Here is a 25,961-nt window from a genome sequence, read left to right on the forward strand (position 1 = left end):
CTAATTTTATTTCATCATAAAAGTATATCTTTTATTCAAAGATTAAGGTAATTTAAATTTAAATTGAATTTAAACTATGTAAATTTGAATTTAATAAGAAGGCCAAAAAGATGAATAAAAAAGTGATTGCCGGCATTTTAGTTGTTATAGCTGTAGTTGCCATCGGCTTTTGGGTATGGGGATATAATCATAAAAAACAATTAGATAATGATGTATTAACTTTATATGGAAATGTGGATATCCGCCAAGTTTCACTTGCATTTGAACAGTCTGGCCGTATTCAGAAACTTTTAGTTCAAGAGGGCGATAAAGTTCAAGCAGGTCAAGTACTGGCGACTCTTAATACCAATGCATTACAAATTCAGGCAAAGCAAGCTCAAGCACAACTTAAAGCTCAACAAGAGGCAATTATTAAACAAGAGATTGGAGCCCGCCCTGAAGAAATCACCCAAGCAAAAGCTCAACTTGCGTCTGCCCAAGCTGAGCTTGATAAAACCAATAAAAACTTGCAACGCTTACAAATTTTGGTAAGTAGTACCGATGGTCGAGCAATTAGCCAACAAGAACTCGACTATGCCAAAAGTAATCAACATAGTGCTGAGGCAGCGGTCCGTGAAAGACAAGCCAATTTAGAATTATTAATTAAAGGTGCACGAAAAGAAGACCGTGAAGCGACCAGAGCACAATATGAAGTGACTAAGGCTAATTTAGATTTAATTAAGTATAACCTTACTCAAGCAGAACTAAGGTCTCCTGTAAATGCAGTGGTACGAGCTCGGTTGCAAGAAGTTGGCGACATGACAACTGCTCAAAAGGCCGTTTATACATTAGCCTTGACCAATCCAAAATGGATTCGTGTGTATGTAAATGAACAAGATTTAAGTTCAATTAAAATGGGGGGCACGGCTCAAATCATTCATGATGCTTATCCGAATCAGCCTATGAATGGAAAAATTGGCTATATATCTTCAGTGGCTGAGTTCACACCTAAAACAGTACAGACAGAAGAGATTAGAACAACACTTGTTTACGAAGTTCGGGTGTATGTACATGATCCGAATGATCAATTAAAAATGGGTCAACCTGTGACAGTAAAAGTCCCACTTGCTTTAAGTGAGAAAGCCCATGATTGATAGTAAAGCAGTGGTTCAAGCCCGTAATTTATTCATGACTTTTAAAGCCGAAAATAAAAATTCAGCAGATATTAGCGCAATTGTTGATTTGAATATGCAAATCAAAAAAGGAGAACTTACCGTTTTAGTCGGTCCAGATGGTGCGGGTAAAACAACTTTATTAAGGTTAATTGCAGGACTATATAAAGCGAGTTCAGGTTCTCTTCATGTGCTCGGGTTTGATATTGAAAAACATCCTCAAGTTGTCCAAGACCGTATTAGTTATATGCCACAACGTTTTGGACTCTATGAAGACTTAAGTGTACAAGAGAATCTAAATTTATATGCCGACTTACACGGCGTTCCAAAAAATGTACGTAACCAAAGATTTAAACGTTTATTGGAAATAACGGATCTTACTCAGTTTACTCAACGTCTAGCAGGGCAACTTTCTGGTGGAATGAAGCAAAAACTAGGATTGGCATGTACTCTAGTTCGTTCCCCAGAGTTACTGTTGCTCGATGAACCTAGTGTTGGAGTAGATCCTTTATCAAGACGGGATTTATGGATCATTATTGAACAACTTGTTCAGGAAGAAAATTTAAGCGTAATTATAAGTACCGCTTATATGGATGAAGCAGAAAAGTGCGCTTACGTATATATCATGCATGAAGGCAAAATTTTAAGACAAGGTTCACCTGAGCAATTAAAAGCGTTAGTACATGAGCAAACATGGCAAATAAAGCCTTCAGAGCAGATTAAGACTCGGATTGTACAAGCCCAGTTGCTTGGAAATTCTGGAAAGATTATTGATGCAGTGCCAAGAGGAGAGCAAGTAAACTTTATTAGTCGCCAAAAAGAAGTATCAATAGATATTTTACCTCTGGGGCTAGTGGCAAATAGGCGACCACCTGAACTCGAAGATGCTTTTATGATGTTGTTACAACAAAATCAAAAACAACAAATCTCTATTTCTCAGCAAACTTTTCGATCAGAACAAAACAATAATTCGCAATCCGACCAAGCGGTCATTGTAGTTAAAGATTTAGTCAGAACTTTTGGAAATTTTACTGCTGTTGCCAATACGTCATTTACTGTACAGCGTGGAGAGATCTTTGGGTTACTCGGGCCAAATGGAGCTGGTAAAACCACGACATTTCGCATGTTATGTGGGTTACTACCGGCAAGTAGCGGTTACCTAGAAGTTGCAGGTAAAAACTTACGGACGGCCCGTGCTGAAGCAAGAGCTAAAGTAGGCTACGTCTCTCAAAAATTTGCACTGTATAGCAATTTAACTGTGTTGGAAAACTTAAAGTTTTTTGGTGGAGCCTATGGCTTATCGGGCAAAAAACTAGATCAACAAATTGATAAAGCTTTACAGCAATATGATTTAAACCCGCAAATTAAAAGCGGTGATTTACCTGGTGGTTATAAACAGCGCTTATCTATGGCGGCTGCATTATTACATGAACCAGAAATTTTATTTTTAGACGAACCTACGAGTGGAATAGACCCGCTTGCACGGCGTTCATTTTGGTACAACATTGGTAAACTAGCAAATCAAGGCATTACCATCATTATTACCACCCATTTTATGGAGGAAGCAGAATATTGTGACCGCATTGCCATACAAGATGCAGGAAAGTTACTAGCCCTAGGTTCTCCTCAGCAGGTCCGCGAATTGGCAAGTAAAGATAAACATATTGTTGATATGAATGAGGCTTTTATTGCAATTGTGGAACAAGCACGTGCATTAAGGCATGCGGGTTAGGAGACCTACAATGAGCTTTGCATTTTGGAGTCGCTTGAAAGCCTTAGTTCGGAAAGAAACTAAACAGCTTCTTCGTGACAAAAGCAGTCTCGGAATTGGCCTAGTTTTGCCTGTTATCTTAATTTTACTGTTTGGTTATGGACTTTCTTTTGACTTGAACCAAGCACAAGTTGGTGTTGTAGTTGATCAGTCCTCGCCGCAGGTCAATCAGGTCTTAGCTGGCTTAAATGGATCGCGATATTTAACCAGTCTAGAATTTCATAATTTGCCTGAAGCAAAACAGGCTATTCGAAATGGCAAAATTGATGCGATTTTGCATTTGCCTTCAGATTTTGCAAGTCAGGCCCAACAAGGTAACGCAAAGGTTCAATTGCTATTAAATGGTAGATCGACCACCATAGCAACTGCTTTAGAGGGGTATGTCGCGGGTGCTTTGGCTACCGCGCCATCAATACAAATTGATCGTAGCCCAATATTAGCATCTGCAAGCGCCGTTAAAATTGAACAAAGAATATGGTTTAACGAATCTGGTAACAGTACTTGGTTTTTAGTACCGGGTTTAATGGTACTCATTTTAACTTTAATTGGCGCCTTTTTAACGGGTCTGCTTATTGCCCGTGAAAGGGAACGGGGAACATTAGAAGCCTTATTTGTCACACCAGTACGGCCATTTGAAATTGTGTTGGCAAAACTCATTCCGTACGTTGTTGTCGGCATGATTGATATCGTTATTTGTATTGTTGCTGCACATTTTATTTTTGAAGTACCCATGCGCGGTTCATTATTCTCAATTTTATCTGCTTCATTTCTATATTTAATCGTTTCATTATTACTTGGTTTAACTATATCTGGCTTTGCTCAAAGTCAGTTTCAGGCGAGTCAAATTGCTTTGTTGGCAAGTTTTATGCCAGCACTGATGCTTTCCGGATTTGTTTTTGATACACGCAACTTGCCTTTGGTTGTACAAATTATTAGCCAGTTACTTCCAGCGACGCATTTTATGGTTTTAATTAAAACTTTATTTATGGGAGGTGATGATTGGAGGCTATGGTTTAAAGAGTGCGGTATTTTATTGGGATATATCGTTGTTTTGATATGTGCTGTGAACTTTTCACTAAAAAAACGGTTGAGATAAAGTTATGTGGCAGCAATTAATCACGTGGCTGAAACACTTAAGTTTTTTAGTCAAAAAAGAATTCTTAACCATTTTTAGTGATCCTGCAAATAGGGCTATTCTATTTGTACCTGCCCTGATGCAAGCACTTTTATTTGGCTATGCGGCTACTTATGATGTTAACCATGTAGATTATGCAATTTTAGATCAGAGTAGCGGACAGATTTCACATGAGCTGATCTCAAAGCTCGATGGCTCTGGTATTTTTAAGCGTGTTGCAACACTGGAATATACCGAACAAATCAAACAGGTCATTGATAACCGTCAGGCATTGCTCGCAATTACGATCCCCAATGATTTCGAGAGTAAATTAAACAATAACCAAAGCGCTCCTATACAGGTCATTGTTGATGGCAGGAATTCATCTACAGCTATGGTCGCAGGGTCATATCTAAATAAAATTATTGGTCAATTCAATCAGCAAAAGTTTAATTCAGCTTTACCGATTAGCCTTGAAACAAGAACATGGTACAACCCAAATCAGGAATCTCGTTGGAGCTTAATGCCTGCATTAATTGCAGCATTAAGTATGATGCAGACATTACTTTTATCTGCTTTATCAGTTGCGCGTGAACGTGAGCAGGGTACGTTTGATCAATTATTAGTGACACCGTATACACCATTACAAATTATGATTGGTAAGGCTTTGCCGCCGATTTTTGTAGGTTTGATGCAATCGACCATTATTTTATTGATTATTTTGTTCTGGTTTAAAATTCCAATGAATGGCTCTATTGGACTGCTTTATTTTGGATTATTAAGCTTTAACGTGGCTGTAGTTGGTGTGGGTTTATCAATTTCAGCTTTATCATTAAATATGCAACAAGCCATGCTTTTTACATTTTTATTGATTATGCCTTTGATGTTACTTTCAGGCTTACTGACACCTGTAGAAAACATGCCAAAAGCATTACAAGTAGCAACTTATGCAAATCCATTAAGATTTGGAATTAACTTAGTACAGCGGGTTTATTTGGAAGGTGCAAGCTTTGCACAAGTCAAATTGAACTTTTTACCAATGATTGTGCTGGGGATAGTAACTTTACCTTTAGCAGCTTGGTTATTTAGAAATAGATTATCTTAATTATATTGATTAAAAAGCCCCATTTTTATGGGGCTTTTTTAAATCGACTTTTATGCACGTACAATCAGCTCGTAACCTGTATATTTACGGATATTAATAACACCAATATCAAAAATTAAATATTGGCCCTTAATACCTTGCAATACTCCACGAATTTTTGGTGTTTTATCTAAGTTTAAAGACTTAATTTTTTCAGGATATTGTTCAACTGGGTAAACAAACTCACGTGGCAATTCATTTTCTAGTAATTCAACCGTTTCGTTAAATTCAAGATCTTGGCTAAATTCTTCACGAATAGTTTGAATTTTAGGAGCGAATTCTTCAATTAACTGATCACGTTGTTCAATCAAATTTAGAGGCTCAGCTTCGCCTTTGAGAAGTTTACGCCAATCTGTCTTATCCGCAATTAAGGAACCAAACATGGTTTCAAGCTGACCAGATAAACGACGTGAACCAACTTTTAAAATAGGTAAGGCTTGAGTTGCCCCTTGATCTAACCAACGACCAGGCATATGGCTAACACGAGTAATACCTACTTTTAAAGCACTTGAATTTGCCAAATACACAATATGAGGCTGAAAACATACGCTGTGCGCAAAGTCATCTTCACGGCATGTACCCAAATGGTAGTGGCATGTTTCAGGTTTCATAATGCAAAGGTCACATTCCGCTTTTGTTTTAAAGCATTTAAAGCAGTGGCCTTGCGAGTAAGACTTTGGTGTTTTAGCACCACAAGAGGTGCAATAAATATTACCTGTCCATTCGATTTCTAGTTCTTGTCCTAAATTAAAAGGAAGATCAATTTCTGAACGGTCTAATACAAATTTGTATTCAACATTTGCCTTGGTTGTCTGTTGATCAGTTACACTAGCATCTTTTAGGCCTGCATGCATTTTATGGCAAATGCCTTGTAGTTCCATAAAGTTTAAACTCACATCTTTCAATTAAGGGTTGCAGTTATGGCTGAACAAAATGTCATCACTTCTATGCTAGACGATTTATCAAACGAACAGCCTATTCATACTGCACTTTGTATTGGCCAGAAAATTGACCAGAATAACGCAATTCAATGGCACTATTTTACCGTAACTGAGCTGTTAAGTCTGCCTTTTACTCAGCGTTATGATTTGGGTTTTGTATTGTTTGATACTGACGAAATGCAGGACATCAGCGATGTGCAAAAATCACAATTATTAGTAAAGCTAAGAGATTTATTAGCAAAACGAATTGTTGTCGTGAGCAAACGCAGTGATGAACAACTTCTGCGTTCTTTAGGTTTTACCCAACTTATTGATAAGACTTTACATGATAGTGATTTTGCTTTATGGCAATTTAATATTTTGACCTATAAGCATGTCCCAGACTGGTTTAATTCAAAATTTTGGGCAAATCCGGAAAATTGGAATAAATTCCGTTGGTAAAAGACCTTGCAATCTCTTTCAAAATTTAACAATTTGATTTTTGCTGTCTTAACAAAAAAACGCGTATGCTCATGTATAAACCATACATAAGAGTTACTCATGACAAATTTAAGCAACATTGTAGAAGTTTTGGCTAAGCAAGCTTTAGGTGGGAATCAGCAAGCGTCAGGTCAAGGTGGTTTAGGTGGAATTTTAGGTTCTGTATTAGGACAAATGGGTGGTAATACTTCATCTGGTGCCCAAGGTGGTCTTGGTGGAGTATTGGGTTCTGTATTAGGACAAGTCACTGGTAATAACAACACACCTCAAGCTGGTGGTGGTGTGCAAAGTTTATTAATTGCAGTGGTACCTTTAATCTTAGGTTGGGTTCAGCAACAAGGTGGCTTACAAGCTGCTCTTGAGAAATTAAAAGGCGCTGGCTTAGGTAGCCAAGTTCAAAGTTGGGTTGATCCAAATCAAAGTAATAGTGAAGTTCCGACCCAGCAATTACAAAGTCTGTTTAATCCAGCAGACATTGAACAAGTTGCTCAGCAAGCTCAAGCACCAAAAGAGCAAGTTTATGGTGCAATCGCTTCTGTCTTACCTCAGGTCATTGATTCTTTAACACCTCAAGGTGAGAGTACAGATCATCAAGAAGCTAACCAAGATATTCAAAATGTGATGAATCTTGTAAGTGGTTTCTTAAAATAAAATATAAATTTTTTAAAAGCCGATATTTTTGTATCGGCTTTTTTTGTTGGCATAACAAAATAAAAGGGCATAAGCCCTTTTATTTTAGATCTGAATCGAACATAACTGATTAGAAGTTATATTCAATACCAGTACCTACAACAGTTTGTTTGTCGTCGTCGTTCAACCAGTCACGTTTTTGTTGAGCAACGATACCGTAGAAGCGAGCTTGTTTATTGATTTGATAATCAAGACCTAAACCATACAAGTCAATTTTACGATCTGCCTGACCACTTACTTGTGTTTCAGCAGAAGCATATTCTGCTTTTACTTTAAGTTTAGTGTTAGGAATTTTATAAGCAGCAGTTACCGCGTATGCTTCTTCTTCTAAACCACGGTAAGCTTTACCAGCTTTATCGATTGAACCATCTGATTTATATGTTTGACCATATGCAGTCAAATCATCAGTAGGTTCAGCATGTTGCCATAAAGCACCTACTACAAAACCAGATTTAGCAATGTCATAAGAACCAGTTACACGGTAAGCGTCTGTATAAACATCTTTCAAACCGTAAGCAGCATATTTACCTTTGATACCGAAATCACCAGCAGCAGCGATTGCTAAACCTAAGTCTTTATTTTCATAACCTAGAGAAGTTGAAACTGAATCGAAGCTATCATTTTTGCTGTCTTTACCAGTTTCGCCTTTTTTGCTATCAGAAGTGCTTTCACCAGTTTGAGCCATGATATTGAATGTTAAACCAGCTAATAATTTAGGGTCTAATTCAAAACCAACTACGTTATCTAAACGGTTTTCACCGTACATAATATTTGTAATATCTAAACGTGTGTCATCGTTAAAGATGTCTTGGTTGCTACCAGCAGAGGTTTTGAAGTAAGAGTCATATTTACCTACTTTTAACGTACCGACGCCTTCAGTTTTTAAACCAATAAAACGGTTACGGGCGCTAAGGTCAGTATCTGAACCAGAACCGTCAGTAGAAATTGCCCATTCAGCTAAATAAACAGCAGATAGCTTATCAGTCAACTTCTCTTCACCTTTTACCCCAATACGAGAAGAGTTTGAGTTAACTTCGGTAACGTCACTTTTACCATCGAAATTTTTGTTGTCAACTTGGTTAATGGAAACGTTTAGTTTGCCGTACAAAGTTGGCGCTGCTTGCACCGCGTTTACGCTCAAAGTTGCAACTGCGGCAGCGAGAAGCAATTTCTTCATTGAGATTTCTCCAAAAGGTATTTTTTAAATGGCGTATGCCTAGCTAACTTTTATTTTTTAGTTGGCTTATGTACAAAAAGTTACAGAAGCTCACCAACTTGCTAAGAAGTATCTGTAAACTTTGTGACAATGGAGTGAAGAAGAAATGACAGTTTTATGACAATTAAAAATTGGAAATACTTTATTTTCTTTTGATTTTATTACACTTTTTAAATAAAAAAAGCGGAGTTTAAACTCCGCTTTTATCTCTTAAAATCAAAGTGCTGCTTTAATTTTCTCAGCCAAATCTTTGATTTTATCTTGGTCTCCTAATTGCGCCGCATGTTTGCCAAGTTGGTGAACATTTGTCGGAATTAGATGAAAATGAACATGAGGGACAGTTTGTCCAGCAGCTGCTCCTGATAACTGCATGAGCACAATTCCATCCAAATTTAATGCAGTTTCCATTGCCTTAGCAATTTTTTGCACGATCTGGATGGTATAAGCTGCCGCTTCAGGAGGTAAATCAAGTAAAGTTACTGCAGGAGTTTTTGGAATAACTAATGCATGACCATCGGCTTGGGGCATAATATCCATAAAAGCTAGAACTTGATCATCTTCATAGAGTTTTATCGCTGGAAGTTCACCACGTAAAATTTTTGCGAAGATATTTTGATCATCATATGCCATGTATTATTCCTTTAAATACTATTTACATTTCAATTCTTTTTGACGTTCTTTAATTGCGTCTAGACGTTGCTGCTCTTTATCAGAGAATTTTGGCTTAGTCGTATGACAGTTTTCATTACCATATTTTTCTTTAGCATCTTGGTCTTTAAAACAAAAGCCTTTTGACGCATAAATCAAATTGTAATCATCTTGCAATTTTTGACATTCTTGCTCAGGTGTTGCAGCTTGGGCACTGAAACCGGCAAGGGTCACCATTCCAGCGAATACCGCAACCATTAATTTATTCATGAGCTTTTCCTCAGTTAAAGGTATGAACCTGTACTCAATATAAGGTTTATTCCCAATATTTCAATGACTATTAATTACTCAAGTGTTATTTAAAGTCACATTTCACCTTATAATATAAAAAAGCTTTATATATCAAGATCTTTTTTATAATCTGTTTTAAATCAAAAGATTAGATATATTTTATATTAAACAATTAAAATATATACTTAACCAATATTTAAAGTCATGATTAAAATTTTTATAGTAATGAAATAAGTACGTTATATGATTAACATCGGTTCTTGTTTATGCCATAAAGTAAAATTCTCTGTACCTTGTGAAATCAAAACGGTTTATCACTGCCATTGCAGCTTATGCCGAAAACAAACAGGTACTGGAGCGAATGCCGCTACTTTAGTAAAAGAAAATCAGTTTAATTGGTTGATGGGTAAGGAATATGTGGCTACCTATAAAAAAGAAACTGGTTTTACTTCATCATTTTGTAATAGATGTGGTTCGCCTGTCCCTAATAAAATTAATGGTACAAACTATATGTGGATACCGTTGGGGCTTCTCGAACAACCGTTTAAACCAGATTTAAAACTTAATTTTTGTATAGAGTCAAAACATGATTGGGTTGTGTTAGGGGATGCTCATAAAAACTTTGCACATTTACCTGAGTTAGAAGAGTTTTTAAAATATTTTGAATAACACTATTTAACTTTTTATATATTTTAATAATTTTTAAGTATTCTTTACATAAATGATGTGTGTTCACTGTTGAATATATCCGATATTTATTTGAGCATGAAATCACATAGCTTAAAAAAGGATGGTTCACATGATAGATGAAGAAAAGCCTTTAAATTTTGAAGATGATGACGAGCCTCTTGATTTTGAAGATGAAGAATTCATAGACGATAAAAAAGAGGACGAAATGTATAACTCGATTACTAAGGATGGCTCTAGTGTCGATCCTGCTGATGATGGGACACGACATATTCGTCCTGAAGACGGCGATCCGATTGAAATTGATGAGTAAATGCATCAGTTTAAAAAAGATTAGTCTTTTTAATCTTTAAGTATAAGTGTAATATCCGAGCGCTGTCACAAACAGCAAAAAGTCCTGAATGATCAGCGCAAAAAATCAAAAAGGGTAAAGCCTGCTTACAAAGCGGGCTTTTTTTGTATTTATAAAAATCCAGACTAAAGAAAGTAAGTAAACGCTTTTAAGAAAATAATTAATTTTTCAAAAAATATTTAGCAGATGAGAAGAACAGATACAAATACCTAGTGTTTGTAATGTGCATTTAAGAGGAGTACAAAGGTAAATAACAAAAATAAGAAAAGTAAAAAGATCATAAGTTAAACATATCATTAAATTATTTAGGTATTTTACACAATTTAACACTTTATGCAAATTACTTTACATTTCATTGAGTTTTTGTAAAGAATTGGCTTAGTCTCAATCGTTTTAAAAATGTGACAATCAGTGGATAATTTGTTAGATTGTTTGATTTTTATAATAACAGGTGAGACAGATGAAGAGATTGTTACTTGTATTGGCTACAGGATTTGGTTTAGATGGGTGTGCATCGTTAACACAAAAAGCAGATGAAAATTATATTACTAAATCACCTGTTACTCCGGTCAATACTGCCTTTAATGGCACTAAAGTACTTGAACATGGAATTTTTACTGAGCAGGATATTGCTGATATGCCTGAACACTCAAGTATAAATTCACGTTATAAAATATCTTTTTAAAACGATGCTGAAAATTATAATTAAATAGTTAAACTAAATAATCCTCGTAAATTAGCTAAAATCTAGAATTTGCTAAGAATATATTTAGTAGTAGCTATTTAGCATAAAACCACCATTTAGGTGGTTTTTAAAAAGATAAAATGTTAAATTTTAATCGTTGAAAAAATTGGTTTTATAAATGAAAAACGTCATTATTTTAACTTCTATATTGTTATTAAGTGGGTGCACAATTAATTCTAAGTTATTATCACCAGCAAAAAGTGATGATGACAAAATTATTGTAGAAGCAGAAAAGTACAAGCAACAATATCAAAAAAAGATCTTTAAAATTTGGAATGTTCCGCCTTCTTCAGTGGGAATGAGTGCTAGCGTTAAAGTCTTTTTAAGTGATACTGGTGAGATTGAGCAAATTATTTTTCTAGATAAAGAAGACCAAAAGTTTAAGTCGAGTATTGAAAAGGCGATATGGCGTGCAAGTCCCTTTGTTTTACCTTCTAATCCGGAAGTTAGAAAACAAGTAAGAAAGTTTAATATTAAATTTACTGCAAAGTAATTTTAAATATGAACTTAGCCTTACATTAAAAAACCACCATATGGTGGTTTTTTATTAAGAATTGATAGAGATACAAATTATAACTTTATTTTATTAATTATTGAAAAACTAATCATTATTTTTTATCTACTTTTTCTTTTATGGTTAACTCATCAAAGAAGAGGAATAAGCCATGTTGAATCAACATGAGATAAATTTAAAACAGTATCAAAATAAATCTTTAAGTTATTTGAATAGCACAGCTCATTCTGAAGGGGTCGAGTTTGATAAATTGATTAAAGAAATTGATGAATATCCAAATGCCGTTGTTTTAGATTTAGGTTGCGGTGGTGGTCATGTAGCTTATAACGTTGCTCGCCATGCAGATCTGGTTTTTGCTTATGATTTATCTCATGAAATGCTCGATACAGTGTCAAAAGCTGCCAATGCTCGAAAAATAAAAAATATTTTTGTACAACAAGGCATTGCTGAAGATATGCCTTTTACTGATGAACAATTTGATGTAATCATTAGTCGATATTCTGCCCATCATTGGCAGCATGTCCCAACAGCAATGAAAGAAATAAATCGTGTATTAAAGCCAAATGGCACTGTTATTTTTGTTGATATTATTAGCTCAAGTTTCCCTATTTTAGATACATTTTTACAGACTATAGAAGTGATTCGAGACCCTAGTCATGTAAGAAATTACAGTATTAAAGACTGGGTTCACTTTATTGAAGATGCTGGTTTTGAATTAACAATTTTAGAAAAACAAACCCTCAAACTAGATTTTGATAGTTGGGTACAGCGCATGAAGACACCTGAAGATCAAATAAAAACGCTTAAGTATCTCCAAGAAAATGCAGCAGATGTTGTTAAAAAGTATTTTAATATTCAAAAAGATGGAAGTTTTGAAAGTAAGGTCGGGTACTTTGTATTTAAAAAACTATCCTTCTAGTGAGTCTAAGCTTGGGTTTGTTTTCATAGAGAAAGCGTTAGATAAAAGCCCTCATATAGAGGGCTTTTTTATGCCTAAATTTAGATTTTTGTTGAACGCTCACTCAGCCATGTTGCTAGCTTTGGCCAGAATTCCTGCGCACTTGCTTGGCTTGACATTAGACCTAAATGACCACCAGGAATAAGAGTAAATGTAACATCTTGGCTACTGGTTAACTGACTTAATGGCTGAGCTGCATCTGCCGTCACTAATTGATCACTACGACCAGCTCCAACTAAGAGTGAACAGTCGATATTTTTTAATTCGATTTTTTTATCTTTTAACTGAATAGAACCTTGTCTTAATGGATTTTGCAGCCAAACATTAAATAACATGTCCTGATTAATACCTCCCGGATAATCAATCATATTGTTTAAAAAACTACTTAATGTGGCATGTTCTTGTACGAACTGAAGGTCATTAAGGTTCTTAAGTAATTGAATATGACCATCGAACCAGCCTTTAGGGTCAAGAATTTTAAAGCCTAAAGAATTTAAAATGCCCGGAGTATGAATCAAACGCTTCGGTAAACCTGAGTAAATACGTTCCTGAAGCTTTTTATTGCGGGCAATAGTGTTGTTTATGGTTCGGTAGAGTTTTCCAATATAACCAGAAGCATAGCTATCGATTGGGCTACCTAAAACTATAAGGTTCTTGACATAATTTGGATGATTATGCGCTGTATATAAAGTAACGAATATGCCAGCCATACTCCATCCGTGTAGAGAAATTTGATCACTGCCTGAATGTGTGCGAACAAGCTCTATAGCTTTAGGAATAAAATCTTCAATAAACGATAAAAAGTTAAGATGTCTATCTTTAAAGCCTAAACGCCCCCAATCGACAAGGTATACGTCAAAACCTGCATTTTGGAAGTATTTGATAAGAGAACGATATGGATATAAATCATAAATCGCCATATTAATAGCTAAAGGTGCCACAAATACTAATGGTTCTCTAAAGCTCTTTTCTGTAGCTGCATAATAACGAACGCGGGTTTGATTGAATTCACCAATCACTTCAAACGGAGTGCTTTGTGACAATACTAATGTTTGAGGACGAAATAGTCGGGTAGAGAGGTGCTTGATTTGACTTTGTTCTGAGACAAGGGACTTTAAGCGTTTCATCTTGTTTTACCAACTATACTAAAGATTGATTGAAGTCTAAGCGATAATTTTCAGGTTTACCTTGACCTTAAATACCTTAGGCACTCAAAATGATGATAGTTTTTAGTACATGACCAGTAAAGGCGAACATTTAATGAACCAGTCTGATGATTTAGAATACCAACTTGATACTTTAGCCATTCGTACCGGACACACTCGTAGTTTTGAAGGTGAACATGGCGAACCAATTTTTTTGACTTCATCTTTTGTATATGAAAACGCTGCTGAAGCAGCTGCAAAATTTTCTGGTCAGGTTCAAGGAAATATCTATTCTCGTTTTACTAATCCGACTGTATCGATGTTCGAAAAACGTTTAGCGGCTTTAGATGGGGCTGAACGTGCCGTGGCTACAAGCTCAGGTATGGGAGCAATTCTATCGATTGCTATGGCGTATCTAAAAGCAGGTGATCATGTTATTTGCTCAAGAGCAGTTTTCGGTTCTATTGTCGCTTTATTTGAAAAATATATTGCCAAATTTGGTGTAGATATCACATTTGTGGATCTACGCGATTTAGATGCATGGAAAAATGCAGTACGTCCAGAAACTAAACTATTATTTGTTGAGTCACCGTCTAATCCATTAGCTGAAATCGCAGATATTCAAGCACTTGCAGATATTGCGCATGCAAATGGCGCATTACTTGCTGTTGACAATAGTTTCTGTACACCTGTTTTACAGCAACCGTTAAAGTTGGGTGCAGATCTCGTGATTTACTCTGCGACTAAATATTTAGATGGCCAAGGCCGTGCGTTAGGTGGTGCAGTGGTAGGTAACCATCAACTCCTAGAAGAAGTTTTTAGCGTAGTGCGTACTTTAGGGCCATCTATGAGTCCGTTTAATGCATGGATTTTCTTAAAAGGATTAGAAACTTTACGTTTACGTATGAAAGCGCACTGTGAAAATGCTCAAAAACTTGCCGAGTGGTTGTCTACCCATGAAAAAGTAGAAAAGGTCTATTATGGCGGGCTTCCAACTCATGAAGGTCATGAACTTGCAGCAAAACAGCAAAATGGCTTTGGCGGGATTGTTTCTTTTGTAGTTAAAGGTGAGCGTGAAGGCGCATGGAAGGTTATTGATAACACCAAATTTATTTCTATCACGGGTAATTTAGGTGATGTGAAATCAACAATTACGCATCCTGCTACAACCACACACGGCAAACTTTCTGCTGAAGCAAAACAAGCTGCTGGTATTGAAGAAGGCTTAATCCGCGTTTCGGTTGGCTTAGAAGATATTAACGATATTATTGGTGATATCTCACGTGGATTAGATTTGATCTAATAAAATTTATATATTTAAGAATTAAGCCACACTCATTTTAGTGTGGCTTTACTTTAAGGTAAGTTACTCACAAACAACGATTGAAATAAAAAAGCTACATTTTGTTGTAAATGAATTAAAAATCACAACGTATAAAAGTTCTAAATTTAATAAAAATAACAAAGTGAGTTTTTAACCATGCTTAAGCCTATAATTATTTTAGTTGCTATAGGGGCAATTGGTTTGGTTGGATACAAAGTATTTGCCCAAAAGGATGAACCGACTCAAATTAATGAAACTGTTCTATTGATTAATGACGCAAACAAATCAGTTGAAGAAGCTGATCATACAATAGAAAAAGCGAATGCCTCTTTTCAGAAAATTCCTTTAAATGAATATAAACCCGACAATAGCACCCTCCAAGCCTCGCAGTAGCTTAACTTACATTTTAGAACTGGCCTTCGCAGTAAAAAGTTTCGTATAGAAAGCTTTAAATGGATGAGTTACCTAAAAGAGTTTCATAGATACCAATAGAAAACATTAATTTATTGTGTCAGAATTGCGGATTAATTTTGATTTAAACGTACTGACCTCAATGATCTTACTGATCGATAGGGGCGTTCAAAGAGTTTAAGTTCCGAAGTGTTATATGACTATCAATAATACTTGAAATATTTGATAGAGATACGGAGTTAGGTTTATGAATATCAATATGCTCATGCAGCAAGCGCAGCGCATGCAAAAAGATATGGAATCAAATATAAAAAAGGCTAAAGAAGAGCTTGCTCAAACTGAAGTACACGCTGAAGCGGGTGGTGGTTTAGTTAAAGTAACAATGACTGGCCGTTATATCGTAAAACGTATCGAAATTAATCCAGAATTACTTCAAGACGAACCAGACATGATTGAAGACTTAATCGCAGCTGCGGTGAATGATGCTGTGCGTCAAGCTGAAGTAGTTTCTGAAGAAAAAATGCAAAAAGCTAACTCAGGTATGGGTTTACCTCCTGGTTTAGCAGGCATGTTCTAAGGAAAATCAGTGTTTAGCGATAGATTTGAACAACTCGTTCAAGCTTTACGTATTTTGCCTAGCGTTGGACCGAAGTCGGCCCAACGTATGGCTTTACATCTCTTGATGAAAAATCGTGAAGGTGCATTTGCTTTAGCACATGCTCTACATGAAGCATCAAGTTATATTCATGAATGTAGTGTTTGCCACTCTTTAACAGAGCATGAAATTTGTGATATTTGCGCTTCAACAGAAAGAGATGATCAATTGCTTTGTGTAGTTGAGTCTCCGGCAGATGTTATGGCAATCGAGCAAAGTGGTAGTTTTCGTGGCAAATACCATGTGTTGGGTGGACACCTTTCTCCATTAGATGGAATCGGGCCAGAAGAAATAGGCATTCCTTATCTAATCCAACGTTTAAGCCAAGGTACGATCGAAGAAGTCATTTTGGCAACTAATGCTACTGTGGAAGGTCAGGCGACAGCGCATTATTTGGTTGAAGCGACGAAGCATTTACCTATTCACATGACACGTATTGCTCAAGGCGTACCACAAGGTGGCGAGCTTGAATATGTGGATAGTCATACCTTAAGTCAGGCTGTTCATAACCGTATGCGTATGAAATAAGTACCTCGGTGCTTATTTCAAAGATTTTTTGAATAATATCGTATTATCAAAAAATCTTTTTAAAAGACAAAAACATATTTTTAAAAACGACTCAATGAATATATAAATTAAAAAAAGCTTTTGTAAAAAATAAATATTTAGAAGGACATTAAATTTGAAAAATTTAAAATAATGATCAAAAAATTATCTCTTTTTTGGAAAATTGTTCAAAAATAGATTATTCATCAAGGATTCAGTAGCATTTTTCTAATCCTATGTTATATATACCAGAGTTTAAAGCACTCTTTGCATTTACTTGAGAAAGCATGTTTCAGTTTATCCAACAGCAAACCGAATTGGTTGATGTTCTTCAACAAATGGATCAATGTTCAACTTATGGGCTTGATACAGAATTTATTAAGGTTGATACCCTTTGGCCTAAACTTGGAGTATGTCAAGTCAATGTCAACGGAAATGTATATTTGCTGGATGGAGTGTCTTTAGATTTAAGCGAGTTTTGGAAAAAAATCTTTCTTGCTCAACAAAATATTTTTCATGCATGTGGTGAAGATATTGATTTAATCTATCACTATGCCGATGAACAAAACCTATTAAATGTTTTTGATACTCAAGTTGGATTATCCTTTTTGGGACATGGTTTACAAGTAAGTTATCAAGGTGCATTAAAGCTTTGTTTAGAGATTGATATTGAAAAGGACCAGACTCGATCAGACTGGTTAGCACGTCCTCTATCTCCGCAACAGCTATGCTATGCGGCAAATGATGTTTTATACCTTATGCAATTGGCTAACCATATTAAAGATCAGCTCAAACAAAAAGGGCTTTATGAGTATGTTCTTGAGGATTGTAGTAGTTTAACCAAAGAAATTATTAGTGAAACACCAACCCCGTTGTTATATACAGATGTGGGCAATTATCGTCATTCACGTCGTCAATTAATGCAATTGCAAAATTTAAGTGAGTGGCGTGAAGAGGTGGTTAGAGCAACAAACCAGCCACGTAGTTTTATCCTTTGGAGACGCCTAAGTGGAGCGACCGACGATTAGCCCTGAACATTTACAGGAAGCTGCTGAAAATTTATCAACAATTCGAGATTTTATTCGTTTTGGGGTGTCAGCATTACGTCAATATGATGCACATTTAGGACAAGGTACTGAAGATTATTTCGCAGAAAGCTCTGCATTAGTTTTACAAACCTTATCTCTTGAATGGTCAGCAGATTCAGAGATTTTAGATGCGAAGCTTTTACCAAGTGAAAAAGCAGAATTCTTAAGCTTGTTGGAACGCCGTATTAATGAGCGTATTCCGACTTCTTATTTATTAAATTTAGCTTATTTCTTTAATAAGCCATTTTATGTGGATGAGCGCGTACTTATCCCTCGCTCACCAATTGCAGAGTTAATTGAGCAACGTTTTGCGCCATATTGTTTAGATGAAAATGGCCAAATGCGTGAAGCGCTTAATAACTTACCAGAAAATACCAAGCCTAAAACTCCACAACGTATTTTAGATATGTGTACAGGTTCTGGCTGTATTGCGGTAGCTTTAGCTTATGCTTATCCAGATGCAGAAGTAGATGCAACAGACATCTCTAAAGAAGCTTTAGAAGTAGCATCAATTAACGTTGAACATCACAATAAACAATACCAAGTTGCATTACTTGAGTCGGATTTATTTGAAAAAATTCCAGCTGAAAACCAGTACGATTTAATTGTAAGTAACCCTCCGTATGTTGATGCCGAAGATATGGCTGACTTACCGGAAGAGTTTTTACACGAACCTGAGCTTGCATTGGCAGCAGGCCAAGATGGTTTAGACCTCGTGCGTAAAATGCTTGCTCAAGCGGCAGATTATTTAACTGAAGATGGTTTAATTGTCATTGAAGTGGGTAACTCTGAATGGGCAATGCGCCAAAACTTTAATACAGTTGATTTCAACTGGCTTACTTTCCAAAAAGGTGGTTCAGGTATTTTTGCTTTGACTGCTGAACAATGTCGTCGTTATAGAAAATTATTTGAAGAACAAGTTTAAGGAGTTGGACATATGGCAGGGAACAGTATTGGACAACTCTTTCGTGTGACTACATGCGGTGAATCGCATGGGGTTGGTTTAATGGCAATTGTTGATGGAGTGCCACCAGGCCTTGCATTAACCGAAGAAGATTTGCAAAAAGATCTGGATCGCCGTAAGCCGGGAACCTCGAAATTTGCGACTCAGCGTAAAGAGCCTGATCAGGTTGAAATCATTTCTGGTGTGTTTGAGGGTAAAACTACTGGTACGCCAATCGGTTTACTCATTCGCAATACAGACCAAAAATCGAAAGATTATGGAAATATTGCACAAACTTTTAGACCGGGTCACGCAGATTACACTTATACGCAAAAGTATGGTTTCCGCGACTATCGTGGTGGTGGCCGTTCAAGTGCTCGTGAAACTGCTATGCGTGTTGCAGCTGGTGCTATTGCGAAGAAATATTTAGCAGAAAAATTTGGTGTTCTGATCCGCGGTCATGTGACTCAAATTGGTAATGAAGTTGCTGAAAAACTAGATTGGAATGAAGTTCCAAATAATCCATTTTTCTGTGGCGATGTAGATGCTGTTCCTCGTTTTGAAGCATTAGTTACATCTTTACGTGAGCAAGGTACAAGTTGCGGTGCTAAGTTAGAAATTTTAGCCGAAAAAGTTCCTGTAGGTTGGGGTGAGCCTGTCTTTGACCGTTTAGATGCTGATATTGCACATGCAATGATGAGTATTAATGCAGTTAAAGGCGTTGAAATTGGTGATGGTTTTGCTGTAGCAGGACAGTTCGGACATGAAACACGTGACGAATTGACTAGTCATGGTTTTCTAGCAAATCATGCTGGTGGTATTTTAGGTGGTATTTCAAGTGGCCAGACCATTCGTGTGGCGATTGCACTAAAACCAACAGCAAGTATTACTACTCCGGGTAAAACGATTAACTTAAATCGTGAAGATACTGATGTGTTAACTAAAGGCCGTCATGACCCGTGCGTAGGCGTTCGAGCAACTCCAATTGCGGAAGCAATGTTGGCAATTGTACTAATGGATCATTTCTTACGCCACCGTGCTCAAAACGCGGATGTTGTTCCTCCATTTGCGCCAATTGAACCATAGTTAGTTCTAATCAGCGTATTAAAAAAGCCACATAAGCAAAATTATGTGGCTTTTCTATTTTTATTGAAATCACATGATTACCTTAAAAATAAATCATTAAGTTAGATCTACAATTTGTTCTTCATTCAAAGCAATTTGATATTGATTGCGGCCATTTGTTTTTGCCTGATAGAGCGCATGATCAGCACGACTAACAAAAGCAGAAATTGAATCATTTAAACGTGGAATTGTGGTCGCCACGCCAACACTAATAGTTACGTATGGTGAAACACTACTACATGGATGAACAATAGCAATTTTCTTAATTGCATTCATTAATCTTTCGGCCTGAATTTTGGCTTGTTGTGCATTTGTCATCGGGAACAAAAGTAAGAATTCTTCACCGCCATAACGGGCAACCAAATCGCCACTACGAGCAGCAATTGAGGAAATTGCAGTCGCAATATCTTTTAAACACTGATCACCCTTGAGATGGCCTAAGCTATCGTTATATGGTTTAAAGAAGTCAATATCAACCATCATAATAGTAAGAGGGGTCTCATGGCGTAATGCGCGTCGCCATTCATTATCAAGTGTTTCATCAAGATAACGTCGGTTAGCAAGCCCGGTTAAAGCATCTTGTTGAGAAAGCAGTGAGAGTTGTTGAGCTTGTTGCATGAGTTCAATACGGTTGAGCTCAATCATACAGTTTTGTAAATAGTTTTCACGGTGCTGACGATCCGTAGCATAGGCAAGGGTCATGCCTAAGAAACTACTAAACGTATATGTACGGTTTAAGAAGGTCCAGTCTATGTCTCCGTTCAAATAGGTACTTACCAAAATACCAATAAGACCGCCGACCCATCCTGCAATAATGGCAGTATAAAAACGCATGCCTACCGCACCATAAATAATCACAATGGCATACATCATTGCTGCATGAAAAAGTACATTATCTTGGCCATTTTCTAAAACGTTAATTAAGATAAATGTTATGGCAACGGCAGCGGAAGAACCAATTCCGACATAATAATCAAACCACTGATTTAATTTTTTAATAAATGATAAAATCCAGGCGATTAAAACAATTATGCCTACCCAAGAATAATAGCTTAACCAGGATAAAACTTGTTCGGTTGGTAAAACTTGGTATATACCAAAGCTTAAAAATAAATATAATATTAAAATAATAGGTGCTCTATAGCGAAACTCATAGGCTGCACCATTTTGATATTGAAAACGATATATCGTTTCAAGTTGCTTTGGAAACCATACGAAATTTAATCCGCGTGTGGTTAATAAATCTATTTGTTCCTGTCCCAATATATTGGAACCTTGCAACTTCATAATTAATGCTCTCTATATTGGAAGTTGGCATAAAATGAGACTTGTTTTATTAAAGTTCCATCTAAAAGTATTGGTTATATAATGTGTGGTTTATTTAAAATAATAATACAGATTTTTTAAAAAAGTAATGATTTTTACGCCCCCTAATTGTGATAAAAATCACGACATTTCAATGATTAGCGTCACAATTATCTAAAGATTCGAAACCTTTGAGAAAAAATTACAAATGGTCGATTAAAGATTGTATCTTTATCATTTTCGGATAGACTTATAGCCGTGAAGTACAGATGATTGCTGTCATATAAATAGGAAAATTAGCAATGACTGCTCTAAATCAATATGGAATGAGTTTAGAAATTACGCCGCATAATGGATGGTCTCAGCGGTTTTGGGAGGATCTTTTACCAGTGAAGGAGCGGGTGAGTAAACATCCGTTTTTTACTGAAATGGCCAATGGGGGATTGAGCCTAGAAAGTTTCCGTTATGCTTTACTTAATTTCTATCCATTAGTAGCGCATTTCCCGTCCTATATGGCTGGTGCGTTAGCTAAAGCAACTGCTTTTGCAGAACCTGGCGTTACTGAAACAAGAGATTGGTTAATTCAAAATATTAAGGTCGAAGAGCGCCATTTACAGTGGTATCGGGATTGGGCTAAAGGTTTTGGGTTAACGGTAGAACAACTCGATAGTGTTCGTCCGCCAGCTTCGATGAATGCGGTGAATCATTTTCTTTGGAATATGAGTCACCGTGGCAACTTGGCTGAATGTCTGGCTGCGACTAATTTGGCAATTGAATGGGCGACAGGTGACTGGTCTATTCAAGTCTATAAAGGCATACACGCTTATACGGATCATCCGGAAGTTACCATTGATAAGCGTTCTTTAGCTTGGTTGCGCGCTCATGCACATTACGATGATCTTCATCCATATGAAGCTATGGAGTTGATTAAGCGCTTATGTAATGACCGTCCTGACTGGCAGCAAAAAGCATTTCATGCTGCTGAAGAAGGGCTGCGGTATTATGAATTAGCTTTAGACGATTGCTATAGAGTACAGCTTCAAGCCTCTGCTTGATCTCAACTTAAAAAGGGAGAATATTCTACATATTCTCCCTTTTATTTTATTCGAGCAATTTTAAGAGCTTTGCCCGATACGGTGTTTCTTCGGGCAGAAGTTCAAGTAAGCGTTCAACGGCATCAACACGGTCGGGAACACGGCTAACCACACGTAATAGTTGGTCTACATCATCAATTTGATAGATAACATGACTCAAGCGGGCGTCAAAGCAATCTCTCCAAGCACACAAAAACGGACTTTCTGACTTGGCTAAAAAACTACCTCTATACAGCGTTAAAGTGGTTGCAGTAAAACCTAAGTTTAGTGCTTGCTCAGCCATGAGAAAGTCACATTGAATTTCACAGTTAAGTCTATATGGTCGTGACTCGATCACATCGGGAATCAGGTTTCGAAGCTGTGAGAGCTCAGCTTTTAGTGTAGTGGTACTCACTGGTCGATCGCCATATAAGGCATAGTGAAGCTCTTCTAAGTTTATGCCTTCCGGACATAAAGCAAGAATACATAAAATTTCGATTTGGCGCTGCGTGAGTGTCAAGCCATGTTGATTGTATTGAACCTTAGGCGTGCCTAGCGCCTTAATATATAAAATGTTCTTTTGATGAAGTTGAATGGCTTGTTTTACAATATCAGCACAGCGTTCAACAGCTAAAATTCCAAGTGAGTTATGCTTTTGATATTTAGTTGATAAGTTCATAATGCCGTAAAACTGGCCTGTGTTTGCATCGGTGATAGGCGCTGCATAACATACCCAGTCTCTAACGCTGTTCATCTGATTTTCATGTGAATAAACACAACTTGCAGAATGTGTATTTAGTGCAAGACCAATTGCATTTTGACCAACTGCTTGGGTTGACCATTGTCCACCTTCAATAAAATGGACTTGTTCGGCAGATGAACGCATAGGCGTACTACTCCATGTCCAGAGTAAAGTACCGTGAGGGTCAGTCACCCCAATTGCCATATCCGCATCTTCAGCAATATGCATCAAATTTCTATGGCACTCTTGGATTGAACGACCAAATAAGGAATGTTGCCATTCATGATCTAGATCAAATATAGGAGCCGCATCTAGATCGAGTGACGGCTTTTTTCCTAAACAAGGTGTTTCAGAGATTGTTTCCGGTCTAAAGAAAGACGGAAGGTTGTCTGTAGAAGGCAATAATAATTGTTTTGACATATCCATATCGAAGTTCCTTTATCGTTGAAATGGCGTATCCGTGGCCGCTCAACAGGTTTAGCTTTCTTATTGTGACTATTTCCTCGTTATTTCATTTACCTTAAATAATTTTAAACGGTTTGACTATTATCCTATTGGGTAAGTTTTGTTATTTCGCCTCGCCCTATGACAAAACATCCTCTCTTGAAAATGGCTTTGGGGCAGGTTCTCCGAAATATTGCCGATCGGCAAAATAGCTAGAACGGACCATCGGCGCACTCCAGATATTTTTAAAGCCTAAACGCTGACCATGCTGAGTGTATCTTTCAAATTCTTGTAAATTCACAAACCGGTGAATAGGGGCATGTGATTTAGAGGGCTGTAAATATTGTCCAATAGTCACTAAATCTACATCATGATCTTTTAAATCGTTGAGTAGAGCAATAACCTCAGCTTCAATTTCTCCTAGCCCTACCATTAGGCCGCATTTAGTTTTGATATCAGGACAGTATTTTTTAAAACGTTTTAATAAATTTAACGAATGCTGATAGTCCGAACCGGGGCGCATCGCTTTATATAAACGCGGCACTGTCTCAATATTATGATTAAACACATCGGGTGGTGATAAGCTTAATGTAGAGAGTGCTGTTTCTAAACGGCCACGAAAGTCCGGAACTAAAATTTCAATCAGCGTATCTGGACAACGGTTTCTGATTTCTTCAATACACTTCACAAAATGTGCTGCACCACCATCGTGTAGATCATCACGGTCTACAGAGGTAATGACTACATATTTTAAGTTTAGGTTAGCGACCGTCTCAGCTAGATGTTTAGGTTCATTTTCATCTAAAGGCATTGGACGACCATGTGCTACATCGCAGAAAGGGCAACGTCTTGTACAAATATCTCCCATAATCATAAATGTTGCCGTACCACCGCCAAAACATTCAGGTAGATTTGGACATGCGGCTTCTTCACAAACACTATGTAGCTTTTGTTGGCGTAATAAATTTTTGATACGTTGAATTTCTTCGAAATCAGTTATTTTTGCTCGAATCCATTCAGGTTTTTTAGGTAGTTCTTCGGTAGGTAAAATTTTAATAGGAATACGAGAAACTTTATCTATTCCTCTTAACTTAATACCTGTCTCTATTTGCCTTTTTAAGTCCATATATAAAATTCCATTTTATATTAAATAAATTTGCAACTAGACTGGTTATAATAAAAAACCTTATTTCTATAAATAAGAAATAAAGAATTTATTAATGCGTATAGTGCACAGCAAATATTATAAATTAATAAAGGTTGGTTAAAGGTTTGTTTTACAAGTATATGAAATTAATTAAAATTTTTTAATTTTATTTTTGCGGTGTAAGCTTGTGATAAATAAAAATTAATAGCTAAAAAACTTATTTAAAACTTTTTAGTCTAATAGCATATTAAATTAAATTGAGCTTTATTATTTATAGCGAAATATATAACACTCGCTGAAACTTGGTTGATTTTTAATAATCAAGATAATAAAGGAAAAGGATATGCAATTAACGGAAGAGCAATTACTCGCAGCGTATAAACGCATGCGTGATATTCGTGAATTTGAAGATCGACTTCATGAAGAAAATACCAATGGTGATATTCCAGGCTTTATTCACTTATATAGCGGAGAAGAAGCTGTAGCAGTCGGGATTTGCGAAAACTTAACCGACAAAGACTATATCACTTCAACACACCGTGGACATGGACACTGTATTGCAAAAGGTTGTGATATTCACGCCATGATGCTGGAAATTTTCGGTAAAGATGACGGGCTATGCCGTGGAAAAGGCGGTTCTATGCATATTGCCGATTTAGATAAAGGTATGCTCGGTGCCAACGGGATTGTGGGTGGTGGGCCTCCTTTAGCAATTGGTGCAGCGTTGACAGCGAAAACTTTAAAGACTGGTGGCGTCGGTCTGTCTTTTACAGGTGATGGTGGTTCAAACCAAGGCCTTACTTTTGAAGCGATGAACATGGCTGTTGTTCTTAAACTTCCTGTGATTTTCGTTTTTGAAAATAACGGTTTTGGTGAGGGGACTGGTCATGATTACGCTGTAGGAAGCAAAGACATTGCTGGTCGTGCAGCAGGCTTTGGTTTACCGGCAGTTAAAGTTGATGGTACAGACTTCTTTGCCGTCTATGAAGCCGCTCAAACTGCCATTGAACGCGCGCGCCGTGGTGAAGGTCCAAGCGTGATTGAAACCATCACAAACCGTTTTTATGGCCACTTCGAAGGTGATCCTGGCTTGATTCGTTCTAAAGAAGAAGTCGAGTTCATCAAAGAAAATAAAGATCCTTTGAAAATTTTCCGAGAAAAAGTCAAAGGCAAAATTGATGAAGCCAAACTAGACGAGATTGATGCAGCTTCAAAGGCAAATGTTGATGATGCCGTTGCTAAAGCCCGTGCTGCGGCATATCCGAAACCAGAACAACTCCTTACTGACGTCTATGTCTCTTACTAAAGGAA

27 protein-coding genes and 1 pseudogene are annotated in these 25,961 nt (G+C 36.8%); 20 read left to right on the forward strand and 8 right to left on the reverse strand.

Going from position 1 to position 25,961, the window contains the following annotated elements; translation table 11 throughout:
- Window positions 1-110 precede the first annotated feature (110 nt).
- The 4 genes from GO593_RS15960 to GO593_RS15975 are packed head-to-tail and all read left to right on the forward strand — an operon-like array spanning window position 111 to window position 5,141.
- A complete protein-coding gene (locus tag GO593_RS15960; RefSeq protein WP_001036884.1) occupies window positions 111-1,133 on the forward strand; it encodes an HlyD family efflux transporter periplasmic adaptor subunit in 1,023 nt (340 codons plus the stop codon).
- Complete coding sequence (locus GO593_RS15965; protein WP_000567301.1) at window positions 1,126-2,883, forward strand: ATP-binding cassette domain-containing protein; 1,758 nt, start codon at window positions 1,126-1,128, stop codon at window positions 2,881-2,883. Before GO593_RS15960 ends, GO593_RS15965 begins: the two co-directional genes overlap by 8 nt.
- 10 nt (window positions 2,884-2,893) lie before the next feature.
- Window positions 2,894-4,018: an ABC transporter permease gene (locus GO593_RS15970; protein ID WP_000006384.1), complete on the forward strand. Its 1,125-nt coding sequence runs from the start codon at window positions 2,894-2,896 to the stop codon at window positions 4,016-4,018.
- A 4-nt stretch (window positions 4,019-4,022) separates the two neighbouring features.
- Entirely contained in the window at window positions 4,023-5,141 is a 1,119-nt protein-coding gene (locus tag GO593_RS15975; protein WP_000267841.1) for an ABC transporter permease, read from the forward strand.
- Between the two features lie 50 nt (window positions 5,142-5,191).
- On the opposite strand, the gene GO593_RS15980 is transcribed toward GO593_RS15975, so the two are convergent.
- Complete coding sequence (locus GO593_RS15980; protein WP_000422834.1) at window positions 5,192-6,061, reverse strand: DUF2797 domain-containing protein; 870 nt, start codon at window positions 6,059-6,061, stop codon at window positions 5,192-5,194.
- Window positions 6,062-6,100: 39 nt separating this feature from the next.
- On the opposite strand from GO593_RS15980, the gene GO593_RS15985 reads away from it, so the two are divergent.
- The gene (locus GO593_RS15985) at window positions 6,101-6,562 is read left to right on the forward strand and encodes a DUF6231 family protein (RefSeq protein ID WP_000840536.1); all 462 of its coding nucleotides are present in this window, start codon (window positions 6,101-6,103) and stop codon (window positions 6,560-6,562) included.
- Between the two features lie 99 nt (window positions 6,563-6,661).
- Window positions 6,662-7,252, forward strand: coding sequence for a YidB family protein (locus GO593_RS15990; RefSeq protein WP_000183448.1), 591 nt, complete (start codon window positions 6,662-6,664; stop codon window positions 7,250-7,252).
- A gap of 109 nt (window positions 7,253-7,361) precedes the next feature.
- Here GO593_RS15990 and GO593_RS15995 read toward each other — a convergent pair whose 3' ends face one another.
- The 3 genes from GO593_RS15995 to GO593_RS16005 all read right to left on the reverse strand — a co-directional run bounded on the left by GO593_RS15995 (window position 7,362) and on the right by GO593_RS16005 (window position 9,425).
- The gene (locus tag GO593_RS15995) at window positions 7,362-8,468 is read right to left on the reverse strand and encodes a porin (protein WP_000734917.1); all 1,107 of its coding nucleotides are present in this window, start codon (window positions 8,466-8,468) and stop codon (window positions 7,362-7,364) included.
- A 255-nt stretch (window positions 8,469-8,723) separates the two neighbouring features.
- Window positions 8,724-9,137 carry an HIT family protein gene (locus tag GO593_RS16000; protein WP_000312752.1) on the reverse strand — a complete coding sequence of 138 codons (414 nt, stop codon included), beginning with the start codon at window positions 9,135-9,137 and terminating at the stop codon, window positions 8,724-8,726.
- Window positions 9,138-9,155: 18 nt separating this feature from the next.
- A complete protein-coding gene (locus GO593_RS16005) occupies window positions 9,156-9,425 on the reverse strand; it encodes a YARHG domain-containing protein (protein WP_001037927.1) in 270 nt (89 codons plus the stop codon).
- Window positions 9,426-9,689: 264 nt separating this feature from the next.
- Here GO593_RS16005 and GO593_RS16010 point away from each other — a divergent pair, with 264 nt between their 5' ends.
- The 5 genes from GO593_RS16010 (at window position 9,690) to GO593_RS16030 (ending at window position 12,663) form a co-directional block, all read left to right on the forward strand.
- Window positions 9,690-10,115, forward strand: a complete 426-nt coding sequence (locus GO593_RS16010; protein ID WP_000608152.1) for a GFA family protein — start codon at window positions 9,690-9,692, stop codon at window positions 10,113-10,115.
- A 130-nt stretch (window positions 10,116-10,245) separates the two neighbouring features.
- Window positions 10,246-10,446 carry a hypothetical protein gene (locus GO593_RS16015; RefSeq protein ID WP_000564581.1) on the forward strand — a complete coding sequence of 67 codons (201 nt, stop codon included), beginning with the start codon at window positions 10,246-10,248 and terminating at the stop codon, window positions 10,444-10,446.
- Window positions 10,447-10,945: 499 nt separating this feature from the next.
- Complete coding sequence (locus tag GO593_RS16020) at window positions 10,946-11,170, forward strand: hypothetical protein (RefSeq protein WP_000826151.1); 225 nt, start codon at window positions 10,946-10,948, stop codon at window positions 11,168-11,170.
- A 178-nt stretch (window positions 11,171-11,348) separates the two neighbouring features.
- Entirely contained in the window at window positions 11,349-11,723 is a 375-nt protein-coding gene (locus GO593_RS16025; RefSeq protein WP_000800035.1) for a TonB C-terminal domain-containing protein, read from the forward strand.
- A 172-nt stretch (window positions 11,724-11,895) separates the two neighbouring features.
- Window positions 11,896-12,663, forward strand: a complete 768-nt coding sequence (locus tag GO593_RS16030; protein ID WP_000934183.1) for a class I SAM-dependent methyltransferase — start codon at window positions 11,896-11,898, stop codon at window positions 12,661-12,663.
- 80 nt (window positions 12,664-12,743) lie between these two features.
- Here the strand turns inward: GO593_RS16030 and GO593_RS16035 are convergent, their stop codons facing one another.
- On the reverse strand, window positions 12,744-13,829 hold the full coding sequence (locus GO593_RS16035) for an alpha/beta fold hydrolase (RefSeq protein WP_000825836.1): 1,086 nt from the start codon (window positions 13,827-13,829) through the stop codon (window positions 12,744-12,746).
- Window positions 13,830-13,962: 133 nt separating this feature from the next.
- Here GO593_RS16035 and GO593_RS16040 point away from each other — a divergent pair, with 133 nt between their 5' ends.
- The 7 genes and pseudogenes from GO593_RS16040 (at window position 13,963) to aroC (ending at window position 19,900) form a co-directional block, all read left to right on the forward strand.
- Window positions 13,963-15,150: an O-succinylhomoserine sulfhydrylase gene (locus GO593_RS16040; RefSeq protein ID WP_001076388.1), complete on the forward strand. Its 1,188-nt coding sequence runs from the start codon at window positions 13,963-13,965 to the stop codon at window positions 15,148-15,150.
- 177 nt (window positions 15,151-15,327) lie between these two features.
- Window positions 15,328-15,564 carry a hypothetical protein gene (locus GO593_RS16045; protein WP_000917295.1) on the forward strand — a complete coding sequence of 79 codons (237 nt, stop codon included), beginning with the start codon at window positions 15,328-15,330 and terminating at the stop codon, window positions 15,562-15,564.
- Between the two features lie 265 nt (window positions 15,565-15,829).
- Window positions 15,830-16,159 (forward strand): YbaB/EbfC family nucleoid-associated protein, encoded by a 330-nt coding sequence (locus tag GO593_RS16050; RefSeq protein ID WP_001024697.1) that lies wholly within the window; start codon window positions 15,830-15,832, stop codon window positions 16,157-16,159.
- Between the two features lie 9 nt (window positions 16,160-16,168).
- Window positions 16,169-16,765, forward strand: coding sequence for a recombination mediator RecR (recR, locus tag GO593_RS16055; RefSeq protein WP_000490551.1), 597 nt, complete (start codon window positions 16,169-16,171; stop codon window positions 16,763-16,765).
- Window positions 16,766-17,070: 305 nt separating this feature from the next.
- Window positions 17,071-17,778, forward strand: a pseudogene (locus GO593_RS16060) (ribonuclease D); the annotation flags it as partial.
- A 13-nt stretch (window positions 17,779-17,791) separates the two neighbouring features.
- Window positions 17,792-18,796: a 50S ribosomal protein L3 N(5)-glutamine methyltransferase gene (gene prmB, locus GO593_RS16065; protein ID WP_000441019.1), complete on the forward strand. Its 1,005-nt coding sequence runs from the start codon at window positions 17,792-17,794 to the stop codon at window positions 18,794-18,796.
- Between the two features lie 12 nt (window positions 18,797-18,808).
- On the forward strand, window positions 18,809-19,900 hold the full coding sequence (gene aroC, locus GO593_RS16070; protein WP_000918444.1) for a chorismate synthase: 1,092 nt from the start codon (window positions 18,809-18,811) through the stop codon (window positions 19,898-19,900).
- Window positions 19,901-19,996: 96 nt separating this feature from the next.
- On the opposite strand, the gene GO593_RS16075 is transcribed toward aroC, so the two are convergent.
- Window positions 19,997-21,226, reverse strand: a complete 1,230-nt coding sequence (locus tag GO593_RS16075; RefSeq protein ID WP_000775755.1) for a GGDEF domain-containing protein — start codon at window positions 21,224-21,226, stop codon at window positions 19,997-19,999.
- 320 nt (window positions 21,227-21,546) lie between these two features.
- Between GO593_RS16075 and GO593_RS16080 the strand changes: the two genes are divergently transcribed.
- Window positions 21,547-22,299 (forward strand): TenA family transcriptional regulator, encoded by a 753-nt coding sequence (locus tag GO593_RS16080; RefSeq protein WP_000126110.1) that lies wholly within the window; start codon window positions 21,547-21,549, stop codon window positions 22,297-22,299.
- Between the two features lie 46 nt (window positions 22,300-22,345).
- Here GO593_RS16080 and GO593_RS16085 read toward each other — a convergent pair whose 3' ends face one another.
- Together GO593_RS16085 and lipA are read right to left on the reverse strand one after the other, a co-directional pair.
- Window positions 22,346-23,485 (reverse strand): helix-turn-helix domain-containing protein, encoded by a 1,140-nt coding sequence (locus GO593_RS16085; protein WP_000367580.1) that lies wholly within the window; start codon window positions 23,483-23,485, stop codon window positions 22,346-22,348.
- A gap of 157 nt (window positions 23,486-23,642) precedes the next feature.
- The gene (gene lipA, locus GO593_RS16090) at window positions 23,643-24,629 is read right to left on the reverse strand and encodes a lipoyl synthase (RefSeq protein ID WP_000364554.1); all 987 of its coding nucleotides are present in this window, start codon (window positions 24,627-24,629) and stop codon (window positions 23,643-23,645) included.
- A 364-nt stretch (window positions 24,630-24,993) separates the two neighbouring features.
- Between lipA and GO593_RS16095 the strand changes: the two genes are divergently transcribed.
- A complete protein-coding gene (locus GO593_RS16095; RefSeq protein ID WP_001177517.1) occupies window positions 24,994-25,956 on the forward strand; it encodes a thiamine pyrophosphate-dependent dehydrogenase E1 component subunit alpha in 963 nt (320 codons plus the stop codon).
- The last annotated feature ends 5 nt before the right edge of the window (window positions 25,957-25,961 follow it).

The organism is Acinetobacter baumannii (genome assembly GCF_009759685.1).
Classification (GTDB): domain Bacteria; phylum Pseudomonadota; class Gammaproteobacteria; order Pseudomonadales; family Moraxellaceae; genus Acinetobacter; species Acinetobacter baumannii.

What these genes read in the sequence shown, in the direction of transcription:
- GO593_RS15960 (WP_001036884.1), top strand. Translation starts at nt 111, where the DNA reads ATGAATAAAAAAGTGATTGCCGGCATTTTAGTTGTTATAGCTGTAGTT.
- GO593_RS15965 (WP_000567301.1), top strand. Translation starts at nt 1,126, where the DNA reads ATGATTGATAGTAAAGCAGTGGTTCAAGCCCGTAATTTATTCATGACT.
- GO593_RS15970 (WP_000006384.1), top strand. Translation starts at nt 2,894, where the DNA reads ATGAGCTTTGCATTTTGGAGTCGCTTGAAAGCCTTAGTTCGGAAAGAA.
- GO593_RS15975 (WP_000267841.1), top strand. Translation starts at nt 4,023, where the DNA reads ATGTGGCAGCAATTAATCACGTGGCTGAAACACTTAAGTTTTTTAGTC.
- GO593_RS15980 (WP_000422834.1), bottom strand. Translation starts at nt 6,061, where the DNA reads ATGGAACTACAAGGCATTTGCCATAAAATGCATGCAGGCCTAAAAGAT.
- GO593_RS15985 (WP_000840536.1), top strand. Translation starts at nt 6,101, where the DNA reads ATGGCTGAACAAAATGTCATCACTTCTATGCTAGACGATTTATCAAAC.
- GO593_RS15990 (WP_000183448.1), top strand. Translation starts at nt 6,662, where the DNA reads ATGACAAATTTAAGCAACATTGTAGAAGTTTTGGCTAAGCAAGCTTTA.
- GO593_RS15995 (WP_000734917.1), bottom strand. Translation starts at nt 8,468, where the DNA reads ATGAAGAAATTGCTTCTCGCTGCCGCAGTTGCAACTTTGAGCGTAAAC.
- GO593_RS16000 (WP_000312752.1), bottom strand. Translation starts at nt 9,137, where the DNA reads ATGGCATATGATGATCAAAATATCTTCGCAAAAATTTTACGTGGTGAA.
- GO593_RS16005 (WP_001037927.1), bottom strand. Translation starts at nt 9,425, where the DNA reads ATGAATAAATTAATGGTTGCGGTATTCGCTGGAATGGTGACCCTTGCC.
- GO593_RS16010 (WP_000608152.1), top strand. Translation starts at nt 9,690, where the DNA reads ATGATTAACATCGGTTCTTGTTTATGCCATAAAGTAAAATTCTCTGTA.
- GO593_RS16015 (WP_000564581.1), top strand. Translation starts at nt 10,246, where the DNA reads ATGATAGATGAAGAAAAGCCTTTAAATTTTGAAGATGATGACGAGCCT.
- GO593_RS16020 (WP_000826151.1), top strand. Translation starts at nt 10,946, where the DNA reads ATGAAGAGATTGTTACTTGTATTGGCTACAGGATTTGGTTTAGATGGG.
- GO593_RS16025 (WP_000800035.1), top strand. Translation starts at nt 11,349, where the DNA reads ATGAAAAACGTCATTATTTTAACTTCTATATTGTTATTAAGTGGGTGC.
- GO593_RS16030 (WP_000934183.1), top strand. Translation starts at nt 11,896, where the DNA reads ATGTTGAATCAACATGAGATAAATTTAAAACAGTATCAAAATAAATCT.
- GO593_RS16035 (WP_000825836.1), bottom strand. Translation starts at nt 13,829, where the DNA reads ATGAAACGCTTAAAGTCCCTTGTCTCAGAACAAAGTCAAATCAAGCAC.
- GO593_RS16040 (WP_001076388.1), top strand. Translation starts at nt 13,963, where the DNA reads ATGAACCAGTCTGATGATTTAGAATACCAACTTGATACTTTAGCCATT.
- GO593_RS16045 (WP_000917295.1), top strand. Translation starts at nt 15,328, where the DNA reads ATGCTTAAGCCTATAATTATTTTAGTTGCTATAGGGGCAATTGGTTTG.
- GO593_RS16050 (WP_001024697.1), top strand. Translation starts at nt 15,830, where the DNA reads ATGAATATCAATATGCTCATGCAGCAAGCGCAGCGCATGCAAAAAGAT.
- aroC (WP_000918444.1), top strand. Translation starts at nt 18,809, where the DNA reads ATGGCAGGGAACAGTATTGGACAACTCTTTCGTGTGACTACATGCGGT.
- GO593_RS16075 (WP_000775755.1), bottom strand. Translation starts at nt 21,226, where the DNA reads ATGAAGTTGCAAGGTTCCAATATATTGGGACAGGAACAAATAGATTTA.
- GO593_RS16080 (WP_000126110.1), top strand. Translation starts at nt 21,547, where the DNA reads ATGACTGCTCTAAATCAATATGGAATGAGTTTAGAAATTACGCCGCAT.
- GO593_RS16085 (WP_000367580.1), bottom strand. Translation starts at nt 23,485, where the DNA reads ATGGATATGTCAAAACAATTATTATTGCCTTCTACAGACAACCTTCCG.
- lipA (WP_000364554.1), bottom strand. Translation starts at nt 24,629, where the DNA reads ATGGACTTAAAAAGGCAAATAGAGACAGGTATTAAGTTAAGAGGAATA.
- GO593_RS16095 (WP_001177517.1), top strand. Translation starts at nt 24,994, where the DNA reads ATGCAATTAACGGAAGAGCAATTACTCGCAGCGTATAAACGCATGCGT.